The organism is Mesorhizobium sp. P3_A10, assembly GCF_056403175.1.
This window is the reverse complement of record NZ_JBFUFZ010000002.1, coordinates 191,043-212,713: the sequence shown is the minus strand read 5'-3', so window position 1 is coordinate 212,713 and position 21,671 is coordinate 191,043. Positions and strand designations below refer to the sequence as shown.

The window sequence follows — 21,671 nt, the reverse complement described above, 5'->3', positions numbered from 1 at the left end:
TCATGGCGATATCATCCGCAATCACCCGCGCCGACATGGAAGGCAAGGCAGGGGAGGTGGCCGGCCTGTTGCGGACCCTTTCCCATCCCGCCCGGCTGATGATCGTCTGTACGCTGGTCGAAGGCGAATATTCCGTCGGCCAGCTCGAGGAGGAACTCGGCATCCACCAGCCGTCGCTGTCGCAGCAGCTCACCGTGCTGCGCGACGCCGGCATCGTCGAGACGCGGCGCGAGGCGAAGCAGATTTTCTATCGCCTGACGGAGGCCAAGGCCGCACGCCTCGTCGAAGCGCTCTACACCATCTTCTGCGCGCAGCCGGCGACGCCATGATGTCTTACTGGCCTTCGCTTTTCGGCGGCATGCTCATTGGCCTCTCGGCCAGCCTGCTGCTGCTTCTCAATGGCCGCATCGCCGGCGTCAGCGGCATTGTCGGCCGGCTGCTGCTGGCGCGCGCCTCGACGAACGCGGCCTTTGTCATGGGCCTGCTCATCGGCCCGCTGCTGTTCCAGGCCGGTTTCGGCCACTGGCCGTCAGTGACGATCACTGCCTCGCTGCCGATGATTGCCGCCGCCGGCCTGCTGGTCGGGGTCGGCTCGCGCATGGGCTCGGGCTGCACCAGCGGCCACGGCGTTGCCGGCCTCGCCCGCCTGTCACTTCGCTCTTTCGTTGCGGTGCTGACCTTCCTGTCGACTGGGGTCGCGACCGTTACTCTCATGAGGATCGCCGGACTGTGAGTCACCATAAATTGCGTTTTCTTGCCGCCCTCGTCTCGGGTGCGGTCTTCGGTTTCGGCCTGTCGCTTTCCGGCATGCTCGATCCCGCTCGCGTAAGGGGTTTCCTCGATGTCGCGGGCGACTGGGACCCCAGCCTCGCCTTCGTGCTCACCGGAGCCGTCGCCGTGGCGATGCTTGGCACGTGGCTGTCGCGGCGCATGAGGCGGCCGGTTTTCGACCGGGCATTCCATCTGCCGTCGGAGAGCAGGATCGACCGGCGGCTGGTCATGGGCTCGGCCCTGTTCGGCATCGGCTGGGGCATGGCCGGTTTCTGTCCCGGCCCTGCACTGGCAAGCCTGACGCTCGGCCTGGCGCCTTCCTTTCTGTTCGTCACCGCGATGATCGTCGGCATGACGGTCCATGACCGCCTCATCGCCCGCCTCGACAAGCGATTGCTCGCAGGCCGGCCGTCATGACCGGTCCCATCCTCGAGGCCATCGGCTCCGGCAGCCTCGTCGGCTTCACGCTCGGCCTGATCGGCGGCGGCGGATCGATCCTGGCGACGCCGCTGCTGCTCTATGTCGTCGGTGTCTCCAGTCCCCACATCGCGATCGGGACGGGCGCGCTTGCGGTCTCCGTCAACGCCTATGCCAACCTGCTCGGCCACGCGCGCAAGGGCCATGTCTGGTGGCGCTGCGCCATCGTCTTCGCCCTTGTCGGCACGGTTGGCGCGCTGGCCGGCTCGACGCTCGGCAAGGCCATGGATGGCCAGCGTCTGCTCTTCCTGTTCGGCCTGCTGATGACGGCGGTGGGCGCCTTGATGCTCAGGCCGCGCAGCGCCCAGGCATCTGGCATCCGCAAGGCGGACCGCCGCATGTGCGCGGCGACGGCCGGTGTCGCGGTGGTTTCCGGCGCGGCTTCCGGCTTCTTCGGCATAGGCGGCGGCTTCCTCATCGTGCCCGGGCTGATCCTCGCTACACGCATGCCGACCATCAATGCCGTCGGGTCCTCGCTTCTGGCCGTCGGCACCTTCGGCCTTGCCACCGCGGCAAACTATGCGCTGTCCGGAATGGTCGACTGGGTGGTTGTGATCGAGTTTATTGGCGGCGGCATTCTTGGCGGCTTGCTCGGCATGATGCTCGCCACGCGGCTGGCCGGACAGAAGGACACCCTTAGCCGAATCTTCGCCGCCCTGATCTTTGTCGTCGCCGCCTATGTGCTTTACCGCAGCGGCAGCCAGCTGTTCGGCTGGTAGAAAGTCCACCCGGATACGCCTTCGAACATCTCGGGTGCCGCCAGACACAGCAGGCCCGCCGCCCCTCATGTCGGCTGGGCCTGAGCATCGCGCGGCCGCGCCGCTCGACAGGAGTCACCGACAAAAAATAAGCAACTGCTAAAATTGATACGACCCGTTTAAGGGCATCATAATCCGGCCGGGCGGATAAAGCCGAGGCTAGGCACAGTGGCTGGCGTGCCGAAATCGGAGACGACGATGAATAAGTTCCCTCTGCTGGTAACGACCTCGATCGGCTTGCTGGGTGTCTTTATGGCTACCGATGCGTTCGCGACCCAGGTTTCCGACCATGGGGCCGGACCGACGGTCACCCTCCCGGATGATGACAGCCAGGACGCGACCACCACTGGCGAGAACGAACATGTCGCCACGGAAAGTGACGACGACAGCGACGAACACAATGGCGATGGCGTCGACACCGGCGAGCATCACGGCGACCAGGGTGACGATGAGGGCGATCACGAGAGCGGCGAGCACAACAGCGGCGATCACGAGAGCGGCGACCACGACGGCGATCATGCTGGTGGCGATAGCGGCGGCGATGGCGGCGGCGATGGTGGCGGCGGTGGCGATGGTGGCGGAGATGGCGGGGGTGACGACTGATCCGCCTGCCACCAGGTTCCCAGCGGGAACGACTTTCCCCAGACGGGAAGCCTCAAGCGGTCATCGACTTGAGCGCCTTCAGCAGTCGTAGATGCGTATGCGAATGGTGATGCCTGACATGCACGGCCGAGTAGATCGGATGTGAGATTTTTGGCGCATCGGCAACCGGCTGCACCACGCCCTCCTGCTGCAATTTCGTCGCCACCGTTTCGGTGACGAAAGCCGTGCCGCCCCGGCTTCGCAGCAGGTAGGCGACGGCGCCGCCATTTCCTGTGGACAGCGGGACGTTTTCCAGTTCCGGCAGCATCTGCCTGTGGGCGCGGTTGAAGAAGGCGGAATAGTTGGCGCGGATATAGTCCGCCGGCGTGACCGCGTCGAAGACGACACCGCGCGTCGACACCATGACGAAATTCTCTTCGGCGATCTGCTCGTAATGCATGTCGGGAAGATGTTGTGGCGAGTAGAGCACCGCCAGATCGAGGCTTCCGGTGGTGAGATCCAGGATCATCTGGTTGGAATAGTCGATCTCGACATAGATCGCCAGTTTGGGCAGCGTCGTCCGCACCCATTCCAGCCACCCCTCCAGCACGCGCTCATAGAGTTCGAACTGGATGCCGATGCGGATCAGCTGGTCGAACTTGCCGACCGACTGGATCTCGCGGCGGGCATCGAGCCATCTGAGCTTCACGGCGCGCGCATGGTCCTCGAAGCGGAGGCCGGCAACGGTCGGCTCCGTCCCGCTCTTGCCGCGGATGAAGAGCTGCTTGTCGAGCAGTGCCTCGAGCGAACGGATACGGCTCGAAACGGTCGACTGAGTGATACCCAGCCGCTCCGCGGTGCGGTTGAAGTTGCGGGTCTCGATCAGGTCGAGGAACGTGTCGAGCAGTTCGATCTGCATCTTGGCCACCCAGCGAAAAAGCTCCGCAATGGCTAGCGCCTTTTGGCCCGGCCCGACAATGGCTAATCGAAATCTTCGATTAACATTCTGCCCCGGATTGCGTTGCCGGATTCCATGTCGAGGCGCAGATTTGCAGCGCCTTTCAGACATCCTCCACGGCAGGTCATTCATCCATGTTCATCGTCGACACCGACGTCCACAACTACTGGTCCAGCGCCGAGGTTCTGCTGCCCTATCTCGAACCCTATTGGCGCGACTTCCTGGTTCGCGGCGAAAAGCCGGGCCCGGCAGGAAGCTTTCCGCATGGCCACCGGCCATGGCTGCATCCCGAGGGGTTTTCGCGGCACGACATCCGGCCGCAGGCCGAGGAGGACAACTACCTGATCATGAAGGAAAAGCACCTCGATCTCTACGATATCGACGTGGCAATCCTCACCGCCGACGAGCCGTTGGAAGCCTCGACGCTGGCCAATTATCACTACGCCAACGCGCTAGTGAAAGCCTACAACGACTACATGATCGACTGGTGGCTGCCCAAGGACCGGCGCTTCAAGGGATCGATCATCATTTCGCCGACCGACCCGCACGGTGCCGCCGCCGAGATCCGGCGTCTCGGCGCCCACAAGGACATTGTCCAGGTGCTGGCCAGCCACGGCTCGCAACGTCCTTACGGCGATCCGTTCTATCATCCGATCTTCGAGGCCTGCGCCGAAGTCGGGTTGCCCTTCGCCATCCATTTCGGCGGCCAGGGTGGCGTCAACCACAATGCCATCGCCAGCGGCCCGACGACCTATTACTGGGAAACGCACGCGCTGCTCAGCCAGCCGGCGATGACCCATGTCGTCAGCATGATTTCCAACGGCGTGTTCGAGAAGTATCCCGACCTCTACTTCGTCGTCATCGAATGCGGCGTTTCATGGGTGCCGTCGCTGATGTGGCGGCTCGATGCCAACTTCAAGGCGTTGCGCAAGGAGACGCCGTGGCTGAAGATGCTGCCGTCGGAATATTGCCGCCGCAACATCCGCTTCAGCACCCAGCCGCTCGAACAGCCGCAAAACGTCCGGCATCTCTGGGAAACGCTGGAGCATATGGATGGCCAGAACACGCTGCTTTTCGCCTCCGACTATCCGCACTGGGATTTTGACGCGCCGACCAACATCCACATCCCGCCGGCCTGGCGCGACAAGGTGATGGGGCTGAATGCGCTGGAGGTTTACAAGCGCATCGAAGCCCCCGCCGCCACCGCGAGGGTCGCGTGATGACGGCCACAGCAGCCACGCCAGTCCGAGGCCGCACCTTTGCCTGCAAGGTCAACGAGGTCGCGATCGGGCAGCCCAGGATCGTCGCCTTCGGCCGCATCAGCATCGGCATATTCCAGCTCGATAATGGCTATGCCGCCTTGCTCAACATCTGCCCGCACCGGGCCGGGCGGCTTTGCGAAGGGCCGGTATGCGGAACCACCAGACAGACCGACCGGGCGGAGTTCGTCTATGAGCGCTCAGGCGAAATCGTCCGCTGTGCCTGGCACGGCTGGGAGTTCGAGATCAGGTCGGGAAAATGCCTCGTTGACGACAGGCTGAAGGCAAAAACATTTCCGGTCGAGGTCGCCGGCGACGACCTCTATCTAGAGCTCGGCCGCTAGGCGGCGAGCAGAAGGTGACGACAATGGAAACGGTGAAATTCACCCAGATGAAGGATGGCGACCGCGAGGATTATGCTTTCCTGACCGACCATGAGATCGAATATGCCGCCGGCACGGCCGACCGGCTGCTGGCGGCCATGGTCGAGCTCGACAAATCCCTGTCCGGCTACAAGGTGACGCGGCTTGGCCATTCGCTGCAGGCCGCGACGCGGGCCTGGAATGCCGGCGCCGACATCGACTGGGTGGTGTCAGCGCTGCTGCACGATATCGGCGACATCTACGCGCCTTACAATCACGACGAATATGCCGCCGCCATCATCCGGCCGTTCGTGCGCGAGCAATGCGCCTGGGTGGTTGAAAAGCATGGCGACTTCCAGCTCATCTATTACGGCGAGCATGTCGGCGCCAATCCGCACAAGCGCGATGCCTTCCGCGACAGCGCCTATTTCGACGATTGCGCCGAATTCTGCGAGCGATGGGACCAGTCGAGTTTCGACCCGGACTATCCGACCATGCCGTTGGAATTCTTCGCGCCGCTGGTCAGACAGGTCTTTGCCCGCCGGAGCTATGATCCGGCGGTGACCAAAGCCGGAATGCGCGTGGCGATGTCGGATGATGCGGTCGCCGCCGACCGGGCGAGGGCGTAGCGCCGTATCCATCCTGCAGACGGTGCTGCAACCGGATGAGTTTTCGTGCATTCTTGTGCATGGCCACGATGCTTCGCCCCGACACCCCGGCAAAGTGCTGCTCCTACTGCGGCTCGCGCGACCATGACTACGAGGATTGCCCGAAGCGCAAAGCCGACGCCGAGCGGCAGAAAGAGGAGCGCGCCGGGCAGGATCGGGCCATGACGGACGAACCAGGCAAATCCATAAACCAGTCAGAGCCGTCCCGCTGATCCCCAACGCCAAAAGCTGGCGCGAGAAGTCCGCCATATCCACATGATTGCAATCTTGCCGCCACACTCGTGGTCGATGCATGCTATGGGCAATCAAACGGGGGTGGGCAATGAGCGACACACAAGGCAATTCAAACCGTTTGCCAGACAAGGTAGCGGCGGTCGCATCCCGCTCGATCGGCTCCGGCCTGATCGCGCTGGTTGTCATCGCGCTGGCCGTCTTTGCGGTTCTCGGTTCCTGGTACACGATCGACCAGGGCGACCGCGGCGTGCTGTTGACCAATGGCGCGCTGAGTTCTGTCGTCGATCCCGGCCTGCATTTCAAGCTGCCGTGGCTGCAGCGGGTCGAGAAGATCAGCCTGCGCCAGCAGGTCATCAAATGGGGTTGCGAAAACGAGAATGATTGCAGCGGCCTGCCGGCCATGCAGGCCTATTCGCGCGACCAGCAGCCCGCCGACATGCGCGTCACCGTGAATTTTCACGTGCCGGCCGCCGAAGTCAGCAACGTCTACACCAATTACGGCTCGATCGAAGCGCTGGCCGACCGCGTCATTGCCAGAAAGGCGCCGCAGGAGATCAAGACCGTGTTCGGCCAGTATGATGCGGTGTCGGTGATCCAGAACCGGGCGAAGTTCAACAAGGATGTTGCTGACGCCATCGCCAAGGTGACCGACGGCCCGGTGATGATCGACAGCGTCCAGGTCGAAAACATCGACTTCTCCGACGCCTACGAACAGGCGGTGGAAGCCAGGATGACGGCGCAGGTCGAAGTCCAGAAGCAGGAACAGAATCTGCAGCAGGAAAAGATCAAGGCCGACATCGCCGTGACCCAGGCCAAGGGCCGCGCCGACAGCGTCAAGGCCGAAGCCGAGGCCAGCGCCTACAAGACCAGGGTCGAAGGCGAGGCGACAGCGGAAGCCATCAAGGCGCGTGCCGCCGCCCTTGCCAACAATCCGCTGCTGGTCGAGCTGACCAAGGCCGAGAAATGGGACGGGCAATTGCCGACGTCGATGATCCCGGGCTCGACCGTGCCTTTCCTCGAACTCAGCGCGCCGGCCGTTGCGCCGAACTGAGTGAGGCTCGCGAGCTACCTTGGCTCGAACAGCTCGACAACGTTGCCGGACGGGTCTTCGCAAAGAATCTGCCGCCCGCCCGGACCTTCGACGATCTCGTTGCGGAACTGCACGCCGGCCTCGCGCATCCCAGCCGCGATTGCCGGCAAGTCCTGAACTTCGAGGACAATGCGGTTCCACCCGCCCGGCTCGGGTGTTCGGCCGTCCGGCATCGGCCTGGCGGCCGACGCCATGGGGCCGGCGAGCCAGAGCGAGAGGTCACCGCGCGTCAGGATGGCCATCGCCGGACCGAATTGCTGCTTCAGCGCGAAGCCAAGATGGCTCGTATAAAACGCGATGGACGCTTCGACATCGCGGACCAGATACCGGACGGACACCATCCGCAGGCTCCCTCACAAACGCCCCTCGCGAGAAATAGCCTGGCGGAACAGGTCGCGGCAAGGCGCCGGCGCACGGTTCGCGGGGAGCCGTCGGCGCGCCTACGGTGCGATCGTGTGTTCCTGATCGGCGGCCTGTCTCTCTCGCTCGAAAGCGATCAGCAGTTCCATTCCCGCCGGCCAGTCGCCCAGCCCGCTGTCGCTGTTGATGTGGCCGAGCGGTCCGGCGATGTGCAATTCACTGCCCCATTGCCTGGCCTTTTCCTGCGCGTAACCCCGGGGGTCGTAGGGATCGTCGGTGCTGGTGACGATCAGCGAGGGAATGCGAAGTCGCTCGCGTGGCGTGTCGGCGAACGGGCGCCCATAGGCAGGGAAGACTGGCGACGCCGGATCGGGAACGGCGACCAGGAACGCCGCTTTGACATCAAGATCTGAGATCCGCTGCCAGTGCGCGACCAGGAGGCAGCCGAGGCTATGGGCGACGAGCAGCGGTGGCGACTTCGCCTGCGACACTGCGCGCTCCAGCGCTGCCACCCAGTCGTCGAAATCCGGCAGGTCCCAGCTCGCCGGGCTGAAGCGCCGCATTGCCGGGTTGGCCCGCTGCCAGCGGCTCTGCCAATGGGCCTCGCCCGAGCCGCCGCTGCCCGGCAGGATGATGAAGTCGGTCATGGAAAGTCCTGTGTTTTCGTGAACGATGGCGTCATTCTAGGCCTTCTCTTCGTCCGCGGAATAAGAGATCATCGGAAAGCGGCGGCGGATGCCGATGGATTGAAGGCAACATGGCAAGCGGCGATTATCGTCCAAAACTCGATCCCACCGATGTAGCGATCGTCGAGATCCTGCAGGAGGATGGCCGCATCGGCATTTCGGAGCTTGGCCGACGTGTCGGCCTTTCGCAGCCCGCCACCTCGGAACGGGTGAAGCGGCTGGAAGAGCGCGGCATCATCGCCGGCTACCGGGCGGTGATCGATCCCCCGGCACTCGGGCTCGGCACCATGGCCATGATCCGCCTGCGCACCACGCATGAGCACATCCAGGCCTGTCTGAAGAAATTCGCCGAGATGCCGCAAGTCCTCGAAGTGTTGCGGGTGACCGGCGAGGATTGTTTTCTGCTCAAAGTCGTCGTGCCGTCGCCGCCAGATCTCGAAAGCATCGTCGATGCCATCGGCCGCTATGGCGCGGTGACGACCAACGTGGTGCTGCGCGCCGAGCCGCCGAAGCGGCTGGGACGAGAGCTGATGGCGAAGCCGTGACAGAGGCGGCAGGGACCGGCGCTTGCGAACCGAGCGCTTCAGCTTCGCCGCTTGATGTGCGTTCCGTCACGTCGCTCGTCGAGCCGTGACTTTTTCTGGGATGGGTTGAAAAACGGCTGTTGAATCGGTCTATGGTCGGGACGGGTTGCGCGGGTAGCGGATGTCGTCTCAATCAGAAGTGGCGGATGTCGTCTCAATCAGAATTGATGCGGGCTCTGCTGGGCGGGTGTCGGCGGGGCGCCTACGGTTTTTCGCATTCATGGCGATCGCCGGGTTCATGATCGCCGGCCCGGTCGCCGAGCAGGTCTTCGGGGTGCAATCGGCATGGCTGCGCTCCTGGACCATGTTCAGCGCCATCGGGATGGGCGTGATCGACGCTTCCTTCGAAAAGCGCGGACCTGACGGCGCTCTTCTCCCGCTCGACCGCTTCGAGATGCTCGGCGCTGCCCGCGACGGCAAGCTGAAGCGGATCGAAAGCCGCGACGAACTGGCTTCCGTCATCAAACGGCTTTGTACGGCCGCCGAGCAGGGCGCCGACATCCGCGTACGCGCGCGGCAGGCCACGCGCAGCGGCTGGCAGATCATCCATACCGATGCCGAAAATGCCTGCGCCAACTGACGCCATGGCTGACTGGCCCGGCTGGCGTCTGATGCACGCTATGGCCGCACGCTTCGTCGACTGGGCGGCCTATTCGGAGGGCTCGTCGCGTTCGTCCGCGTTGATCCGCATCGGCCTGGCAATGCTGTTCTGGTCGCGTTGGGCTGGTGAGTTGCTGCTTTACATGGACCAATCGCCGGTCGGCCTGTTTCTGGCCGTCAACTTCTTCGTCGCCACGGCGCTGCTCTTCGTCGGCTATCACAGCCGCGTCGCTGCCGTCTGGACGGGCGCGGTCGGGCTGGCGATGTATTACTATTTCGGCTTTCAGCTCGGTCGCGAACCCTGGACTCACCATCATGCCTATCTGCTTGCCGTCGCAGCGCTGCTGATCGCGCTCACCCCCTGCGGCCGCTCCTATTCGCTGGACCGCTACCTCACGGTGATGCGCGCCGAGCGCATGGGCGTTGCGCCGCCGGCAGAGCGCGGCAATCTGTGGGGGCTGCGGCTGATCGTGCTGCAGCTCTCGGTGCTTTATTTCTTCGCCGCCTTCGACAAGTCGACCTACGCCTTTCTAAGCGGCGCGCGGATCGAGGCGATATTCCTCTGGTACTATGCGGGTTCGGACTATCCAGCCGGCCTTGCCTGGCTCGCCACGATCGTGTCGCTCGCCGTGGTCGCGCTCGAATATTGTTTTGCCTTCGGGCTGCCGTTTCGCGCGACGAGGCGCTATCTGCTGGTGCCGGGTCTGGCCTTCCACGCCATCATCTATCTGACGCTGCCGGTCTATACGTTCAGCGCCACCATGGCGTTGCTCTATCTTGCCTATTTCGATGCGGATGCCGTCGACAAGGTCATCGCGCGGCTCCAGGGGATCGAATTGGCAGGGACTGCCGGAGAGGACGTTTCGTGAAGCGTGGTTTGTTGTTTTCCCCGGTCGTCGCGACGGCAATCGGTTTGGCTATGGTCTGCGGCGCGGCGCATGCCGGCAGTGCGCAGGACGACTATTATCCCGCGCGTGCATGGGGTCCCTTCAACGGTGGCCAGATGAACACGTCGCTGCTGGTGTTCCGCGACCTCAACCGGAACGGCGTCTACGATCTGGGCGACCGGCCGATGTCGCGTGTGGCCGTCGAACTCGACAAGCCGAAGGGCGACAGCATCATGCGATTGACCAATGTCAGCGGCTTCGCCAACTTCCGGATGTCGGTCATCCAGCGTGATCGCGAAGTCGTCGATCCCGGCCACTACGCGTTCCGGGTCGTGCCTCCGCCAGGTTATTCCGTCACCACCGGCAACGCGTCGCAGGAGAGCGACTATGTCGTTTCACCCGGATCGCCGGGCGATATGATCGCACGGCGCACGACGCACCCGGTCGGGCTTGCGGCAGATCTGACGATCAGCGGCGCGGTCGCCGCCGGGTCGCGCATTTCCCTCACAGGGCCGGACGGCGCCACTGCCGCCGCCAAGGTCGGCCCGGACGGGCGGTTCAGTGCACCCGCGACATCAGGCGAATGGCTGGTCGACGTCTCGGTCGACGGAGCCACGCGGCGGCGGCACGTGGTGGTCGGCGCAGCGCCAGTGGTGCTCTCCGCGTTTTCGGGCAAAGGCGGACCTGCCGAGGAGCCGCTGCCCAACCAGCATGTCGTCGGTTTCGACGACCTCATGACGACGCCGGGCGTGTTTGAGGTTCCCTCGGGCTATGGCGGGCTCGACTGGTACAATCTCGTTGCCATGCACCAGCGCTTCACCGACGGCCCGGGCTACATCAACACGACCATGTCGGGCGAGTTCATCGCCTACAACAGCTCTGGCCACCCCGCGCAGGTGTTCAGCGACAAGCCGTTCGATTTCACCGGCGCCTATTTCGGCGCCGGCTGGGACGGCGCGGAGGGCGAGACGCTTATCCTGAAGGCCTGGCGGGGCGATGAGCCCGCATATGAGGATCAACTAATACTGTCGGCCAACGGGCTGGTCTACTTCGCGGCCGACTATAGGCGCATCACGCGGCTCGAGATCCGGACACAGCATTACTGGCAGGCCGCGATCGACGATTTCGCCTATCGCACCGGTCCGTAGCGCGGTCTAGGCAGCACCCTGACGGCGCATTCCCGCCGTCGCTGGTGGTTTTGAGGCGGCCCAGTGCTTGTCGCCCAAAAGTGCGCAGCGGTTTTGGGGGGACGACATGCACAAAAACAAAGACTTAAAGCGCGTCACCTGAATCCGCTTCAGCGCGACGCGCTTTAGGCCCAAGCCGCGTCAGCAAGACGTTCTCTGTGAAGTTCCGCAGGGGTGGCCGCCGCCATTGCCGCCGGAGCCGCCATTTCCGCCGAAGCGTCCATTCCCGCCTGAGCTGCCGTTGCCGCCGGAGCTGCCATTTCCGGCACCGCCGTCGCCGCCATTCCCACCGGCTCCGCCATTGCCGCCATTTCCGGCACCGCCATCGCCGCCATTCCCACCGGCGCCACCATTGCCGCCGTTTCCGGCACCGCCGTCGCCGCCATTTCCACCGGCTCCACCATTGCCGCCATTTCCGGCACCGCCGTCGCCGCCATTCCCACCGGCACCGCCGTCGCCGCCATTCCCACCGGCTCCGCCGTTGCCGCCATTTCCGGCACCGCCATTGCCGCCATTTCCACCGGCGTCGCCACCATTACCGCCGTTTCCAGCGCCGCCGCCATTTCCACCGGCGTCGCCACCATTACCGCCGTTTCCAGCGCCGCCGCCATTTCCACCGGCATCGCCACCATTACCGCCATTCCCACCATTTCCGCCTACGGCTAGCGCCAGAAGAGCGCGCTTGGCCTCTTGCAGTTGGGCTTTCGGATCCATCGGCCGGTGGAATCCGTCTCGCGGCTCCGGCAGGACCGACGCCGCGCGGGTTGCCATGGCCATCGGCAGCAGCATGGTCGAGGCAAGCAGCGCCGCCGCCAGTATGCTCCTGAACTGCGGGAAGGAACGGCACCCGATATTGGCATTCGCCATGGTTGCGAAAAACCCTGAGCGTCCTGCCGAGCCGGCAGGTTCCGCACCGATTCTGATTGAGACCACATCCATCATCCGCGCACCCCCGTCCCGGTCTATAAACCGCTTCGGAGCCTGTTTTTCGACCACCCCAAAAAAAGTCAGGGCTCGCCGCCGCGCCTTCGCCAATCTCCAACGTTGCAGGAAAAGCGCGACGCCGAGACAGCCAATCTCGGCGGGCAGTGCTGCTGCGCCAACGTCTCAATTCATCTGGTTTGCGCGCCTCACCTTTTCAGCGCATGCGCAGCCGCATTGGCAAAGGAAATATCGCTCTTGATCTCGCGCATCGCCATCGAGGTGATGGTGCGCCGCACGCCGGGCAGGCGGCTGAGCTCTTCGCGCAGCATCCGGTCCAGCGCCATCATGTCGACGGTGACGATCTGCAGCAGATAGTCGGCCTCGCCGGTGGTGGCGTGGCAGCGCCGGATCAGCGGGTGCTTTTGCACCGCCGCCTCGAAGGCGTCCGACACCTCGAAATCGATCGACACCTGGATGAAGGCCTCGATGCCGAAGCCGAGTTTTGCCGGGTCGATCTGCGTGGTGTAGCCGCGGATGATACCGGCATCCTCGAGCGCCTTGACCCGCTTCCAGCACGGCGTCTTGCTCAGGCCGACCTCGTCGGCGAGCACGGCAAAGGAGATTCGCGCATCGCGCTCGAGTGCTGCGACGATCTTCCGGTCGAGGGCATCCAGCATGGATCGTTCCCTGAAATTGCTACATAGGTGGACATCCGTCCTTCAATTCCGGCCATTTGAATAACAGAAAGGAACAATGTTCAAGCACAAAGCGGCTACACTGTCGCCAGACAGAGCCTGCGGCGATGGGCCGGGCAAGGAGCAGCTGCATGAACAAGCCGGATTACTATGCCCGCATCGAAACCCCGGAGATGCGCGACTACGGCGTCTACCTCAAATGCGACACGCTTCTGCAATGCCAGAAGCCGCTGGCCGAAATGGTCAATGCCGACGAGCTGCAATTCCAGATCGTGCATCAGGTCGAGGAGCTGTGGATGAAGCTCATCACCTACACGCTGGTCGATGTCATCGATTTCCTCGAAAAACAGAACACCCATCGCATCGTTACGCTGATGGGCCGCGTGCACCGGCTGATGCGCATGATGACGACGCAGCTCGATTTGCTCGAAACCATGTCGCCCAAGGAGTACCAGCAGATAAGGCTGCAGCTCGGCAATGGCAGCGGCCAGGAATCGCCGGGCTTCAAGCTTTTGCTGCGCATGCCGCCGGATCTGTGGCGGGCCTTCAAAGCCGCCTATCTCGATGGCCGCGGGCTGACGGTCGAGGATGTCTACGATGCCAGATACGATCACGGCGACTCTTACGTCGTCGCCGAGGCGCTGATCGAATTCGACGAGCTGTTCCAAAAGTTCCGCGCCAACCATCTCTATCTCATCCACCGCTCGATCGGGCTGGGCTCGAAATCGCTGAAGGGCCGCCCGGTCGAACTGCTGGCCGCCGGCGCCCGCCATCGCTTCTTCCCGGAACTCTGGGACATCCGTTGCGACATGACCGACCGCTGGGGCGGCGAGTATGGGGTGGTGAGGGACTCGATCAGCCATCCGGAGAAGGTGGGGTAGGGGCCAGAAGCTGGCCAAGCTAAGCTGCGATCCTTCGCGCCCCCCTCTGTCCTGCCGGACATCTCCCCCACTTGGGGGGAGATTGGCAGTTTCGTCGACGGCGCTTCCTCCAACGTCGATGATTGGCGAAAGCCGGCGTGACATCCGATCTCCCTCCTTGTGGGGGAGATGGCCGGCAGGCCATAGGGGGGCGCTGTCCCGCCGGCATCGATCTGTCCGCCTCGCCTCCGCCCGAAACAATTTTTCCCACCCCTGTCGGAACCGCCGCCCTTCCTCCGTCCTTGGAGCATCAACAGCTTCAATCCGGAGGACATCGTGGAAACCACTCAATCGACCTGGCAGACCGCCGCCATTCTCATCGCCCGCCTGATCTTCGCCGCCATGTTCGCGATGGGGGTGGCTTTCAAACTCATGGACATGGGCATGACCGCCGGCTACATCGCCGCCGCCGGCTTCCCGTTCCCGCTGTTCCTGGCCTGGTGCGCCGCGATCCTCGAAACCCTGCTGGTGATCGCCTTCCTGACCGGCGCGTTCCTGACCCCGGCAGCGGCGATCGGCGCGGTCTACGTGGTCTTCCTCGGCTTTGCCTTCCACGGTCCTTCGAACTGGGCCGGCAACCAGGCCGAGTTTGGCGCCTTCATGTCCCATTTCCCATTCGCCGCCGGCCTGCTCTTCGCCGCGGTCCATGGGCCGGGCAGCGTGCTGGCACTGCGCCAGGGCTGGCCGGGCAGGGCGTGACATCGCCCAAGGGCCATCGTGCCCGCAGGTGGATGAGGGGCGGCGCCGACATCGACGTCAACTGCGACGACACGCCAAAGCCACCTCACATCTGGTCGTTGTAGGGTTCCTTCATCTGGCCGACCATGCGCGCCAGTTTGGAAAAGGACGGCATATCCGTCTCCGGCTGGCACTGGTTGGCCAGCTCCAGGAGCCGGATCGGAAAGTTGACGGCATCGCGGCTCGACGCCGACATGCCGCCGGATCGTTCCTCGCTGGTTTCGCTGGCCTCGGCCTTGCGCAAGGCGATGTCGATGTCCTCGACCGACAGCAGGCCCTTGCGGACCAAGACCTGATTGATCGAGGCGATGGCCATCAGCAGGCCTTCGAGTTGCAGATTGGCGACATTCATTGTTTTGCTCCCATTGGGTAAGGACCAACGCACGAACGCCTGTTCCGATCCAGACGGCGCCAATCCGGTACCGACGGCGCCCATCGCCACTGGTCGCCGCCAGCAGACCATCGAAGCAATGACATGTCGAGCAGGCCTTGACGTTCCGCTGCCGCGCGCCAGTTTGCTGGGAACGGGAGCTCTCCTCACATGCGACGCAGTTGGCGCAGGCCCTCCAGCCTTCTGGAGCGGTATTTCGGCCTGGTCATCGCCTTTGGCCTGATCGCAGGGCTGTCGCTGATGGCGATGCTCGGCTTCATGCCTTAGGACCTTCCACACGGCAATCCGATCTGGACAGTGTCAGCGTCGATCGGTGAGGCGGGATCGATCAGCCATCCGCGGCCTATTCTTCCATCCAGCGATGGCCGTATTCGAGCCAGAGCGCCTTCACCTCCCTGTTGCCGAGGTGCGGACCGTCGCCGCAGCTGATCGCCACCGCGCTGATGTCGTAATGGGGATGGGCGTTGATGACGAAGCGGATCGCCTCGCCCAGCGGCCTCGTGGCGATGACCGGATCGGCCTGGCCTGTGCCTATGCTGCGAACGCCCGATACCTTTGCTGGTGCATGCCGCATCCTGAACATGGATGCCATGGCTGGTTTGTCCATCCTGCCCTCCCAAGTCCCGGGCAAAATGATTCCATAAGCGCAGGCTAATGACCAGCCGGTCGCAACTGCCTGAGCGGCCGATATGTCCATGGATCGAGGCATTTCCACAGGTTTACGGGGTCCTGGGATCGTCGACCGGCGGCTTGGCGGGAAGGCCAAGCCTTGTCCGCTGCTCGTCGGCGAACGCCTCGGCCTCGGCCTGGGTGTCGAACGGGTGCCGGGTCAGCTTGCCCTGCTCGGTCACCAGCACCGCCCACCGGCGGTCGATCCGTTCGACGCGAACGTCATCGGGCTCTCCAATCACCATGGTCGTCCTCCACAGGCAAACGGGCGGCGCAATGGCGCCGCGCTGCTACGCCTTGGGGCTCCGCTTGGCGGCGGCTTTTCCGGCTGGTGCCTCGTTCGACCTGACTCCGAGGCCGAACTGCTTGGCCAGTTCCGACCGCTTGGCGGCGTAGTTGGGCGCCGTCATCGGATAATCCGCCGGCAGCCCCCATTTGGCGCGATAGACCTCCGGCGTAATGCCGTGGCGCGAGCCGAGGTGGCGCCGCAGCGACCTGAATTTCTTGCCGTCTTCGAGGCAGAAGATGAAGTTCGGCGTGACCGACCGCTTCGGATTGACGGCGGGTTCAGGCGCGGCTTGCGCCGGAACGTCAGACTGCTCCAAGCCGCCCAGGGCAGCATTGACGCTGGCGATCAGCGCCGGCAAATCTTCCACCGGCACTGAATTGTTGCTGACAAAGGCCGCGACGATGTCGACGGTCAAACCTATATTTCGCTGAATGCTTTCTCCAGACATAGCGTTGCTCCCCTGTTCCCACCAGGGCAAGAATATCAGGCAGGGTTACGCTGTGGCATGGCACTTTAGGACATATGCATATGGCTTGACTATCGCCATGGTAGCGCTATCAACTATGATTCCGACGGAGTCCATGCCGTGTCGCGATTGCCCGGTGACGGCATCTATGCTATTATTTGGACATGGTGCTGATTTGCGCCACCGACCCGCCGCCGAGGCGGGTTTTTGTTTTCTGGCCGGTTTCGCCAGAGGGTTCACAGTGGCGCCGACTTCGGTGATCGCCACGGCAAGGGGTTCGTCGACCTAGGAATTATTTCCTTGACCGGGTGACGGCAGCTATGCTAATATTTGTTCATGGTGCTGATTTGCGCCACCGACCCGCCGCCGAGGCGGGTTTTTTGTTTTCAGTCTGATCGGACACGCTGGCAGGACAGCGCCCCCCTCTGTCCTGCCGGACATCTCCCCCACGAGGGGGGAGATTGGCAACTTCAGCGCCTCACTGCGCCTCGCAACGTTGGCAATTGGCGAAAGCCGTGGCGACAGCCAATCTCCCTCCTTGTGGGGGAGATGGCCGGCAGGCCAGAGGGGGGCGCGAAGGAACGCGACACTTGCGAGAAACCCATGCCCACACGCTACGCCACCATCATCACCGACGATGACGGCCGCGAGGTCGTCAGCGCTATCGGCGAATTCGAAAGTGCGCCGCAGGCGCGGGCCGGCCGTTTCGAGACGGTCGCGCCGGGTGTGCTGATCGGCATGGTCAAGGGCGGCCCGGTCGATGCGGTCGGCGGCTTCGGTTTTGCTCCGGGGTCGCAAGGCGTCAACGGCAGAGCGGTCGGCATCGCCAGGACGAACCTGAAATCCCCACCTGAAGCGGCGGCAAAGTCCGGGCAGGGCGACGCCACGCCAGCCAAAGCCGCGGTAAAACCCGATGCGGCCAAGACGGTGCGCAAGAAGGCAAAGCCGGCACGCCGGAAATCCCGCAACGGCAGGGCGGCCAGGCCGGCGAGGCGGGCCGCAGAGCCCGCCGGGGGTTCGCCGCATGGCTGAAAACCCGTCCCGCAAGCCCGCGCCGAAAACCGCTGGCAGGCGCAAGCGGCCGAAGAAAACGTTGGGCGATGACTTCGTCGAGGCGGTGCGCGCAGATTTTCGCAGCCACGGCGCCGGCGTCATCGCCGCGGTGCGTGCGGACAAGCCCGACCAGTATCTGAAAATCGTGCTGTCGGTGCTGCCGAAGGATCTGCATGTCGAAATCAACCATCTGGACGCGCTGAGCGATGACGAGATCCGCAGCCGCATCCGTAGCCTCGAAGCTGTCCTCAGGCCGTTCCTCGCCAAGCCAGGCACTGGCGCGGAAGGAATATCTGAGCCTGCTGGCCGAACTGGATCGCCGGCGTCGCACTAACCAGCTCGCCGCCTACCAGCCCTATTTACGCCAGGCCGAATTCCACGCGGCCGGCGCGCAAAACCGCGAGCGACTGTTCATGGCCGGCAACCAGCTCGGCAAGACCCGGGCCGGCGGCGCCGAATGGGCCATGCACCTCACCGGCCGCTATCCCGCGTGGTGGCAAGGCAAGGTTTTCGACACCGCCGTGCGGCTATGGGCGGCCGGCGTCACCGGCGAAGGCACGCGCGACAACCCGCAGCGAATTCTGGTCGGCCCGCCGCAGCAGCAGGCGGCGTGGGGCACCGGCATGATCCCCGGCGACGCCATCGTCCACACCACCATGGGGCGCGGCGCGCCCGGTGCGCTCGACAGCGTCGTGGTGCGCCATGGCGGCGGCGGCGATGTCCAGGCCGATGAATCGGTGCTGTCGTTCAAGAGTTTTGAAAAGGGCCGCGAAAAGTGGCAGGGCGAAACGCTGCACGGCGTCTGGTTCGACGAGGAGCCGCCGCTCGACATCTATTCCGAAGGCCTGACCCGCACCAACGCCACCGGCGGCATCACCATCGTTACCTTCACGCCGCTGCTTGGCATGTCGGATGTGGTGCTGCTGTTCTTGTCGGCGCAGGAGGTGGAGGGGCTGGGGAAGTGAGCGCTCTTCCCTTCTCCTCAGGAGGAGAAGGGAGCAGCTTGCCACCGCTGCCACCTCACAGTACCCGCAGACAGCAGCAATCAATCCTAGGGAAGCGGCAACGGTGTGTCACTCAAGGTCCTGAGGTAAGCGATGAGGTCTGCTCGCTGCTTCTCGTCCTGCAGACCCGGGAAACTCATATCGGTTCCAGGCAAAGTGAGTGCGGGGTTTGAGATAAAAAAATTGAGTTCCTCAAAGGTCCAATCGCCACCTGCGTCCTTTAGACTTGCCGAATACTCGACATCGCTTTGCGAAGCCTTCCGCCGTCCTACGATCCCCCACAGATTGGGCTTGGGATTCTTGACCCCCAGCACTACAAGATGACAAGCCCCGCACGTTCTGCCGAAAATCTCTTTGCCCGATTCAGCGTTTGCCGATGCAAGCCGTGGCGAAATCGGCGCAAGGGCCGGTCGTCCGGCGCCATGACTGTGCAAGTAGGCCACGACGTCGTCGTGACCAGCGAGCTTGGCCAAATGTATGGGCGGACTTCCATTCGATGTCAGTGCATTGACCTCTGCTCCAGCATCCACAAGATAGATGACGCACTGAAGGCAGCCACTCTCGGCAGCCACGTGCAGCGGGGTCTGCGCTTTCGCCAGCTGATTTGGATTGGCCCCATTATCGAGCAACAGTTTCACGATGTCGGCGTACCCACCCTTGTTGGCGGCATAGAGTGGCGTTCTTTGCCAACTGACGGGCAGGTTAACGTCCGCCCCACGATCGATCAGAAGTTTTGCTAGTTCGACATTTCCTTTTTCGCAGGCGATATAGAGCGCCGTCACACCGTCAATTTCGTTAATAGCGGCGCCTTTGTCCAAGGCGGAAGTCACCGCTGCGACGTCGCCCTTCCTGACTAGATCACCCAAGTTGCTTGCATGGGCCGGCAATGCAAAAAGCCAAAGGACCCACCAAGCCCTTGTCACCCAGATGCGTCCGCGCTTGGTCATTGTATCCTCCCTGATGAGAGTTCTTGACTTGTGTTGTCGGAAGCAGACATGCGTGTTTGATCACGCCCTAGAGAGACCTTGACGCGGGGTGCGAAAAAGCAACGCAAATAGAGCTGATTGGTTACGACGTAGGTGCCCTCGCAGATGTGGTATTGGTCGTCAGGGGATTCCTGTGTGCGGCTGCGCGAAATGTTGTAGTTCTGCGGCAAGTAAATGTAGCCCCCGTCGATCCTGGACTGCACCGAAGACCGAGGTACGGGGTGGCAATCTGAACCGCCGCAACACTTTAATCCCGTCTGCGGGTCAATCTTGTCCTGGTACCAGTCATGGGCGTTTGCCGATGCTGTGACTGCGATACACACTGCCGCGAAAATGAACCTTCGCATGGCATTCCCAATGCATTTGGCAGGCGCTGCTGGTTCGAGCGTCCATGTTATTAGCATTTCCTTGAGAATACCATTGGCCTCTCCGGATGACCAACGCAGCTGGGCAAGCGATGCAACAGAACTTGGGTTCCTCGCCCCCGCAAAGCGGGGGAGAGGTGGCCGCGAAGCGGCCGGAGAGGGGCCTTCGTAGAGTTCCAGCCTTGGCAAAGCTGGTGCTATCCTCATCCGGCTATTTCTGCGCCATTCCCCCTCTCCGTCTCGGCTTCGCCGAGCCACCTCTCCCCCGCTTTGCGGGGGCGAGGAATCGCCAATCGCCCTAAAGCTGAGCCTCGATCGCCGCCTTGTCGATGATCGACCAAACCTCGACGATCTTGGCGTCGCGGAATGCGTAGATCACATTCTCGGTGAAGGACACGCGCTTGCCGTTGACGGGCAAGCCGAGGAAAATTCCCCTCGGCCTGCAGTCGAAGGCCAGCCGGCTGGCGATATAGGGCGGCTCTGAAATCAGCTTCTGTATGTTGAACTGGAGGTCGGGGATGTCGTCGAAGTCTCTTTCCAGCATGGCGCGATAGCCCGCCAGCCCGAGCCACCGGCCATTGTGGACCGCGCCGTCGTCGACGAACTGCCCGAGATCAGGCCAGTCCTGGCGGTTCAGGCAGTCAATGTAGGCGCGGTAGATGACGGCGAGGTCGATCACGGCGATTGCCCCTGTCTTCTGTTGCAACGTAGCGTTCCGGTACGCCTTCGTCATCCCAGGGCGGAGCAAGGAGCGAAGCGATGCAGAGGCGGGATCCATGCCGTGATACCGACCGAAGAGTGCAGCGATGCAGAACAGCCGATTGTTCCTGCCTTCGAAAAAAAACCACGTCCGAACAACGCACTACAGCGGCATCCTGAATCAATCCGGGAAGGTGAGCCATGACCCGCCATGTCACCTTCATGACCATCGACGATGCCGAGCATTATTCGCCGGACGAGCGCGCCGCGATCGTTGCCGCCTACCCGGAGCATGAACGCGAAGCGCGCGCAAAGGGCATTCCGGTGCTCGGCTCCGGTCGCATCTTTCCGATCGCCGAGGAGCTGATCGCCTGCGAGCCGTTCCGGCTGCCGCGCTACTGGCCGCGCATCGGGGCGCTGGATTTCGGCTGGGACCATCCCTCGGCCGCGGTCGAACTTGCCTGGGATACCGAGGCCGATGTCGTCTATGTCGCCAAGGCGGCCCGGGCCGCGCAGCAGACGCCGGCCATGCAGGCGCTGACGCTGAAGCCATGGGGCGAATGGCTGCCCTGGGCATGGCCGCGCGACGGCCGCCGCGAGACGCTGGAAGGCGCCGGCGTGGCGCTGGCCAAACAGTACTCGGCGCACGGGCTGAACATGCTGACCCGCCATGCGCAGTTCCCGGATGGGTCGGTCTCGGTCGAGGCCGGGCTGATGGAGATGCTCGACCGCATGCAATCCGGCCGCTTCAAGGTGTTTTCGACGCTTTTGCCCTGGTTCGAGGAGTTCCGCCTCTATCACCGCAAGGACGGCCAGGTGGTGAAACTGCGCGACGATCTGATGGCGGCGACCCGCTACGGCGTGATGATGCTGCGGGAAGCGGTGGTTGACCCCGCGGAGTTCAGGGCAGGGCGCAAACGGTCGGCGGGGCAGAGCGACCCGCTTGGGGCCTTCAGGTGAGGGGGAGCGATGGTCGACTTGGCGGAGCCCGGACTGCGAGGCTGTTGAT

Annotated in this window: 31 protein-coding genes; 20 read left to right on the top strand and 11 right to left on the bottom strand. The window is 63.4% G+C overall.

Annotation, left to right across the window (positions count from 1 at the left end):
* Positions 1 to 2: 2 nt before the first annotated feature.
* The 5 genes from bigR (at position 3) to AC1DXU_RS07790 (ending at position 2,609) form a co-directional block, all read left to right on the top strand.
* Positions 3 to 329 (top strand): sulfite-sensing transcriptional repressor BigR, encoded by a 327-nt coding sequence (gene bigR, locus AC1DXU_RS07810; RefSeq protein WP_477316896.1) that lies wholly within the window; start codon positions 3 to 5, stop codon positions 327 to 329.
* Positions 326 to 733, top strand: a complete 408-nt coding sequence (locus AC1DXU_RS07805) for a YeeE/YedE family protein (RefSeq protein WP_477366613.1) — start codon at positions 326 to 328, stop codon at positions 731 to 733. Before bigR ends, AC1DXU_RS07805 begins: the two co-directional genes overlap by 4 nt.
* Positions 730 to 1,188: a DUF6691 family protein gene (locus AC1DXU_RS07800; RefSeq protein WP_477366610.1), complete on the top strand. Its 459-nt coding sequence runs from the start codon at positions 730 to 732 to the stop codon at positions 1,186 to 1,188. The genes AC1DXU_RS07805 and AC1DXU_RS07800 overlap by 4 nt, the downstream gene beginning before the upstream one ends.
* Positions 1,185 to 1,967, top strand: a complete 783-nt coding sequence (locus AC1DXU_RS07795) for a sulfite exporter TauE/SafE family protein (RefSeq protein ID WP_477366607.1) — start codon at positions 1,185 to 1,187, stop codon at positions 1,965 to 1,967. The genes AC1DXU_RS07800 and AC1DXU_RS07795 overlap by 4 nt, the downstream gene beginning before the upstream one ends.
* A gap of 237 nt (positions 1,968 to 2,204) precedes the next feature.
* A complete protein-coding gene (locus AC1DXU_RS07790) occupies positions 2,205 to 2,609 on the top strand; it encodes a hypothetical protein (protein WP_477366604.1) in 405 nt (134 codons plus the stop codon).
* Positions 2,610 to 2,661: 52 nt separating this feature from the next.
* On the opposite strand, the gene AC1DXU_RS07785 is transcribed toward AC1DXU_RS07790, so the two are convergent.
* Positions 2,662 to 3,507, bottom strand: a complete 846-nt coding sequence (locus tag AC1DXU_RS07785) for a LysR family transcriptional regulator (protein ID WP_477366601.1) — start codon at positions 3,505 to 3,507, stop codon at positions 2,662 to 2,664.
* Positions 3,508 to 3,680: 173 nt separating this feature from the next.
* Between AC1DXU_RS07785 and AC1DXU_RS07780 the strand changes: the two genes are divergently transcribed.
* The 5 genes from AC1DXU_RS07780 (at position 3,681) to AC1DXU_RS07760 (ending at position 7,120) form a co-directional block, all read left to right on the top strand.
* Positions 3,681 to 4,766 carry an amidohydrolase family protein gene (locus AC1DXU_RS07780; protein ID WP_477366598.1) on the top strand — a complete coding sequence of 362 codons (1,086 nt, stop codon included), beginning with the start codon at positions 3,681 to 3,683 and terminating at the stop codon, positions 4,764 to 4,766.
* A complete protein-coding gene (locus AC1DXU_RS07775; RefSeq protein ID WP_477366595.1) occupies positions 4,766 to 5,149 on the top strand; it encodes a Rieske (2Fe-2S) protein in 384 nt (127 codons plus the stop codon). Before AC1DXU_RS07780 ends, AC1DXU_RS07775 begins: the two co-directional genes overlap by 1 nt.
* A gap of 23 nt (positions 5,150 to 5,172) precedes the next feature.
* On the top strand, positions 5,173 to 5,796 hold the full coding sequence (locus AC1DXU_RS07770) for an HD domain-containing protein (RefSeq protein ID WP_477366592.1): 624 nt from the start codon (positions 5,173 to 5,175) through the stop codon (positions 5,794 to 5,796).
* A 59-nt stretch (positions 5,797 to 5,855) separates the two neighbouring features.
* Positions 5,856 to 6,047 (top strand): hypothetical protein, encoded by a 192-nt coding sequence (locus AC1DXU_RS07765; protein WP_477366589.1) that lies wholly within the window; start codon positions 5,856 to 5,858, stop codon positions 6,045 to 6,047.
* 110 nt (positions 6,048 to 6,157) lie between these two features.
* On the top strand, positions 6,158 to 7,120 hold the full coding sequence (locus AC1DXU_RS07760) for a prohibitin family protein (protein ID WP_477366587.1): 963 nt from the start codon (positions 6,158 to 6,160) through the stop codon (positions 7,118 to 7,120).
* A 14-nt stretch (positions 7,121 to 7,134) separates the two neighbouring features.
* Here the strand turns inward: AC1DXU_RS07760 and AC1DXU_RS07755 are convergent, their stop codons facing one another.
* Positions 7,135 to 7,500 carry a VOC family protein gene (locus AC1DXU_RS07755; protein ID WP_477366584.1) on the bottom strand — a complete coding sequence of 122 codons (366 nt, stop codon included), beginning with the start codon at positions 7,498 to 7,500 and terminating at the stop codon, positions 7,135 to 7,137.
* Between the two features lie 99 nt (positions 7,501 to 7,599).
* Positions 7,600 to 8,166 carry an RBBP9/YdeN family alpha/beta hydrolase gene (locus AC1DXU_RS07750; RefSeq protein WP_477366581.1) on the bottom strand — a complete coding sequence of 189 codons (567 nt, stop codon included), beginning with the start codon at positions 8,164 to 8,166 and terminating at the stop codon, positions 7,600 to 7,602.
* A 110-nt stretch (positions 8,167 to 8,276) separates the two neighbouring features.
* On the opposite strand from AC1DXU_RS07750, the gene AC1DXU_RS07745 reads away from it, so the two are divergent.
* The 4 genes from AC1DXU_RS07745 to AC1DXU_RS07730 all read left to right on the top strand — a co-directional run bounded on the left by AC1DXU_RS07745 (position 8,277) and on the right by AC1DXU_RS07730 (position 11,424).
* Complete coding sequence (locus AC1DXU_RS07745; protein ID WP_477366578.1) at positions 8,277 to 8,750, top strand: Lrp/AsnC family transcriptional regulator; 474 nt, start codon at positions 8,277 to 8,279, stop codon at positions 8,748 to 8,750.
* 259 nt (positions 8,751 to 9,009) lie between these two features.
* Positions 9,010 to 9,369 (top strand): hypothetical protein, encoded by a 360-nt coding sequence (locus AC1DXU_RS07740; RefSeq protein WP_477366575.1) that lies wholly within the window; start codon positions 9,010 to 9,012, stop codon positions 9,367 to 9,369.
* A complete protein-coding gene (locus AC1DXU_RS07735) occupies positions 9,353 to 10,258 on the top strand; it encodes an HTTM domain-containing protein (protein WP_477366571.1) in 906 nt (301 codons plus the stop codon). The genes AC1DXU_RS07740 and AC1DXU_RS07735 overlap by 17 nt, the downstream gene beginning before the upstream one ends.
* Positions 10,255 to 11,424, top strand: a complete 1,170-nt coding sequence (locus tag AC1DXU_RS07730; protein ID WP_477366568.1) for an SdrD B-like domain-containing protein — start codon at positions 10,255 to 10,257, stop codon at positions 11,422 to 11,424. Before AC1DXU_RS07735 ends, AC1DXU_RS07730 begins: the two co-directional genes overlap by 4 nt.
* Before the next feature lie 164 nt (positions 11,425 to 11,588).
* Here AC1DXU_RS07730 and AC1DXU_RS07725 read toward each other — a convergent pair whose 3' ends face one another.
* Entirely contained in the window at positions 11,589 to 12,104 is a 516-nt protein-coding gene (locus AC1DXU_RS07725; protein WP_477366565.1) for a hypothetical protein, read from the bottom strand.
* Between the two features lie 489 nt (positions 12,105 to 12,593).
* Positions 12,594 to 13,064, bottom strand: coding sequence for an Lrp/AsnC family transcriptional regulator (locus AC1DXU_RS07720; RefSeq protein ID WP_477366562.1), 471 nt, complete (start codon positions 13,062 to 13,064; stop codon positions 12,594 to 12,596).
* A gap of 149 nt (positions 13,065 to 13,213) precedes the next feature.
* On the opposite strand from AC1DXU_RS07720, the gene AC1DXU_RS07715 reads away from it, so the two are divergent.
* Positions 13,214 to 13,963, top strand: a complete 750-nt coding sequence (locus tag AC1DXU_RS07715; RefSeq protein WP_477366558.1) for a tryptophan 2,3-dioxygenase family protein — start codon at positions 13,214 to 13,216, stop codon at positions 13,961 to 13,963.
* A 315-nt stretch (positions 13,964 to 14,278) separates the two neighbouring features.
* Entirely contained in the window at positions 14,279 to 14,701 is a 423-nt protein-coding gene (locus tag AC1DXU_RS07710) for a DoxX family protein (RefSeq protein ID WP_477366555.1), read from the top strand.
* 85 nt (positions 14,702 to 14,786) lie between these two features.
* Here AC1DXU_RS07710 and AC1DXU_RS07705 read toward each other — a convergent pair whose 3' ends face one another.
* The 4 genes from AC1DXU_RS07705 to AC1DXU_RS07690 form a co-directional block, all read right to left on the bottom strand.
* On the bottom strand, positions 14,787 to 15,092 hold the full coding sequence (locus tag AC1DXU_RS07705; protein ID WP_477366552.1) for a hypothetical protein: 306 nt from the start codon (positions 15,090 to 15,092) through the stop codon (positions 14,787 to 14,789).
* A 382-nt stretch (positions 15,093 to 15,474) separates the two neighbouring features.
* Positions 15,475 to 15,738: a hypothetical protein gene (locus AC1DXU_RS07700; RefSeq protein ID WP_477366549.1), complete on the bottom strand. Its 264-nt coding sequence runs from the start codon at positions 15,736 to 15,738 to the stop codon at positions 15,475 to 15,477.
* A 112-nt stretch (positions 15,739 to 15,850) separates the two neighbouring features.
* Positions 15,851 to 16,045 carry a hypothetical protein gene (locus AC1DXU_RS07695; protein ID WP_477366546.1) on the bottom strand — a complete coding sequence of 65 codons (195 nt, stop codon included), beginning with the start codon at positions 16,043 to 16,045 and terminating at the stop codon, positions 15,851 to 15,853.
* Positions 16,046 to 16,090: 45 nt separating this feature from the next.
* On the bottom strand, positions 16,091 to 16,537 hold the full coding sequence (locus tag AC1DXU_RS07690) for a Ros/MucR family transcriptional regulator (RefSeq protein ID WP_477366543.1): 447 nt from the start codon (positions 16,535 to 16,537) through the stop codon (positions 16,091 to 16,093).
* 621 nt (positions 16,538 to 17,158) lie between these two features.
* Here AC1DXU_RS07690 and AC1DXU_RS07685 point away from each other — a divergent pair.
* Genes AC1DXU_RS07685 through AC1DXU_RS07675 form a run of 3 tightly spaced genes read left to right on the top strand, consistent with a single transcriptional unit; the run spans position 17,159 to position 18,573 of the window.
* Positions 17,159 to 17,587 carry a hypothetical protein gene (locus AC1DXU_RS07685; RefSeq protein ID WP_477366540.1) on the top strand — a complete coding sequence of 143 codons (429 nt, stop codon included), beginning with the start codon at positions 17,159 to 17,161 and terminating at the stop codon, positions 17,585 to 17,587.
* On the top strand, positions 17,580 to 17,942 hold the full coding sequence (locus AC1DXU_RS07680) for a hypothetical protein (protein WP_477366537.1): 363 nt from the start codon (positions 17,580 to 17,582) through the stop codon (positions 17,940 to 17,942). Before AC1DXU_RS07685 ends, AC1DXU_RS07680 begins: the two co-directional genes overlap by 8 nt.
* Positions 17,851 to 18,573, top strand: a complete 723-nt coding sequence (locus AC1DXU_RS07675; protein ID WP_477368878.1) for a terminase large subunit domain-containing protein — start codon at positions 17,851 to 17,853, stop codon at positions 18,571 to 18,573. Before AC1DXU_RS07680 ends, AC1DXU_RS07675 begins: the two co-directional genes overlap by 92 nt.
* 86 nt (positions 18,574 to 18,659) lie before the next feature.
* Here AC1DXU_RS07675 and AC1DXU_RS07670 read toward each other — a convergent pair whose 3' ends face one another.
* Positions 18,660 to 19,559: an ankyrin repeat domain-containing protein gene (locus AC1DXU_RS07670; protein ID WP_477366534.1), complete on the bottom strand. Its 900-nt coding sequence runs from the start codon at positions 19,557 to 19,559 to the stop codon at positions 18,660 to 18,662.
* Between the two features lie 702 nt (positions 19,560 to 20,261).
* Complete coding sequence (locus tag AC1DXU_RS07665) at positions 20,262 to 20,669, bottom strand: ester cyclase (protein WP_477366531.1); 408 nt, start codon at positions 20,667 to 20,669, stop codon at positions 20,262 to 20,264.
* A 194-nt stretch (positions 20,670 to 20,863) separates the two neighbouring features.
* Between AC1DXU_RS07665 and AC1DXU_RS07660 the strand changes: the two genes are divergently transcribed.
* A complete protein-coding gene (locus tag AC1DXU_RS07660) occupies positions 20,864 to 21,622 on the top strand; it encodes a phage terminase large subunit family protein (RefSeq protein WP_477366528.1) in 759 nt (252 codons plus the stop codon).
* Positions 21,623 to 21,671: the final 49 nt, after the last annotated feature.

Excerpts from the sequence above, each read along its gene's own strand:
- AC1DXU_RS07780 (WP_477366598.1), top strand. The coding sequence starts at position 3,681 with ATGTTCATCGTCGACACCGACGTCCACAACTACTGGTCCAGCGCCGAG.
- AC1DXU_RS07785 (WP_477366601.1), bottom strand. The coding sequence starts at position 3,507 with ATGCAGATCGAACTGCTCGACACGTTCCTCGACCTGATCGAGACCCGC.
- AC1DXU_RS07705 (WP_477366552.1), bottom strand. The coding sequence starts at position 15,092 with ATGAATGTCGCCAATCTGCAACTCGAAGGCCTGCTGATGGCCATCGCC.
- AC1DXU_RS07775 (WP_477366595.1), top strand. The coding sequence starts at position 4,766 with ATGACGGCCACAGCAGCCACGCCAGTCCGAGGCCGCACCTTTGCCTGC.
- AC1DXU_RS07715 (WP_477366558.1), top strand. The coding sequence starts at position 13,214 with ATGAACAAGCCGGATTACTATGCCCGCATCGAAACCCCGGAGATGCGC.
- AC1DXU_RS07790 (WP_477366604.1), top strand. The coding sequence starts at position 2,205 with ATGAATAAGTTCCCTCTGCTGGTAACGACCTCGATCGGCTTGCTGGGT.
- AC1DXU_RS07805 (WP_477366613.1), top strand. The coding sequence starts at position 326 with ATGATGTCTTACTGGCCTTCGCTTTTCGGCGGCATGCTCATTGGCCTC.
- AC1DXU_RS07670 (WP_477366534.1), bottom strand. The coding sequence starts at position 19,559 with ATGACCAAGCGCGGACGCATCTGGGTGACAAGGGCTTGGTGGGTCCTT.
- AC1DXU_RS07735 (WP_477366571.1), top strand. The coding sequence starts at position 9,353 with ATGCCTGCGCCAACTGACGCCATGGCTGACTGGCCCGGCTGGCGTCTG.
- AC1DXU_RS07695 (WP_477366546.1), bottom strand. The coding sequence starts at position 16,045 with ATGGTGATTGGAGAGCCCGATGACGTTCGCGTCGAACGGATCGACCGC.
- AC1DXU_RS07660 (WP_477366528.1), top strand. The coding sequence starts at position 20,864 with ATGACCCGCCATGTCACCTTCATGACCATCGACGATGCCGAGCATTAT.
- AC1DXU_RS07685 (WP_477366540.1), top strand. The coding sequence starts at position 17,159 with ATGCCCACACGCTACGCCACCATCATCACCGACGATGACGGCCGCGAG.
- AC1DXU_RS07720 (WP_477366562.1), bottom strand. The coding sequence starts at position 13,064 with ATGCTGGATGCCCTCGACCGGAAGATCGTCGCAGCACTCGAGCGCGAT.
- AC1DXU_RS07745 (WP_477366578.1), top strand. The coding sequence starts at position 8,277 with ATGGCAAGCGGCGATTATCGTCCAAAACTCGATCCCACCGATGTAGCG.
- AC1DXU_RS07765 (WP_477366589.1), top strand. The coding sequence starts at position 5,856 with ATGGCCACGATGCTTCGCCCCGACACCCCGGCAAAGTGCTGCTCCTAC.
- AC1DXU_RS07680 (WP_477366537.1), top strand. The coding sequence starts at position 17,580 with ATGGCTGAAAACCCGTCCCGCAAGCCCGCGCCGAAAACCGCTGGCAGG.
- AC1DXU_RS07770 (WP_477366592.1), top strand. The coding sequence starts at position 5,173 with ATGGAAACGGTGAAATTCACCCAGATGAAGGATGGCGACCGCGAGGAT.
- AC1DXU_RS07725 (WP_477366565.1), bottom strand. The coding sequence starts at position 12,104 with ATGGCGGTAATGGTGGCGATGCCGGTGGAAATGGCGGCGGCGCTGGAA.
- AC1DXU_RS07690 (WP_477366543.1), bottom strand. The coding sequence starts at position 16,537 with ATGTCTGGAGAAAGCATTCAGCGAAATATAGGTTTGACCGTCGACATC.
- AC1DXU_RS07740 (WP_477366575.1), top strand. The coding sequence starts at position 9,010 with ATGGCGATCGCCGGGTTCATGATCGCCGGCCCGGTCGCCGAGCAGGTC.
- AC1DXU_RS07750 (WP_477366581.1), bottom strand. The coding sequence starts at position 8,166 with ATGACCGACTTCATCATCCTGCCGGGCAGCGGCGGCTCGGGCGAGGCC.
- bigR (WP_477316896.1), top strand. The coding sequence starts at position 3 with ATGGCGATATCATCCGCAATCACCCGCGCCGACATGGAAGGCAAGGCA.
- AC1DXU_RS07755 (WP_477366584.1), bottom strand. The coding sequence starts at position 7,500 with ATGGTGTCCGTCCGGTATCTGGTCCGCGATGTCGAAGCGTCCATCGCG.
- AC1DXU_RS07795 (WP_477366607.1), top strand. The coding sequence starts at position 1,185 with ATGACCGGTCCCATCCTCGAGGCCATCGGCTCCGGCAGCCTCGTCGGC.
- AC1DXU_RS07760 (WP_477366587.1), top strand. The coding sequence starts at position 6,158 with ATGAGCGACACACAAGGCAATTCAAACCGTTTGCCAGACAAGGTAGCG.
- AC1DXU_RS07700 (WP_477366549.1), bottom strand. The coding sequence starts at position 15,738 with ATGGACAAACCAGCCATGGCATCCATGTTCAGGATGCGGCATGCACCA.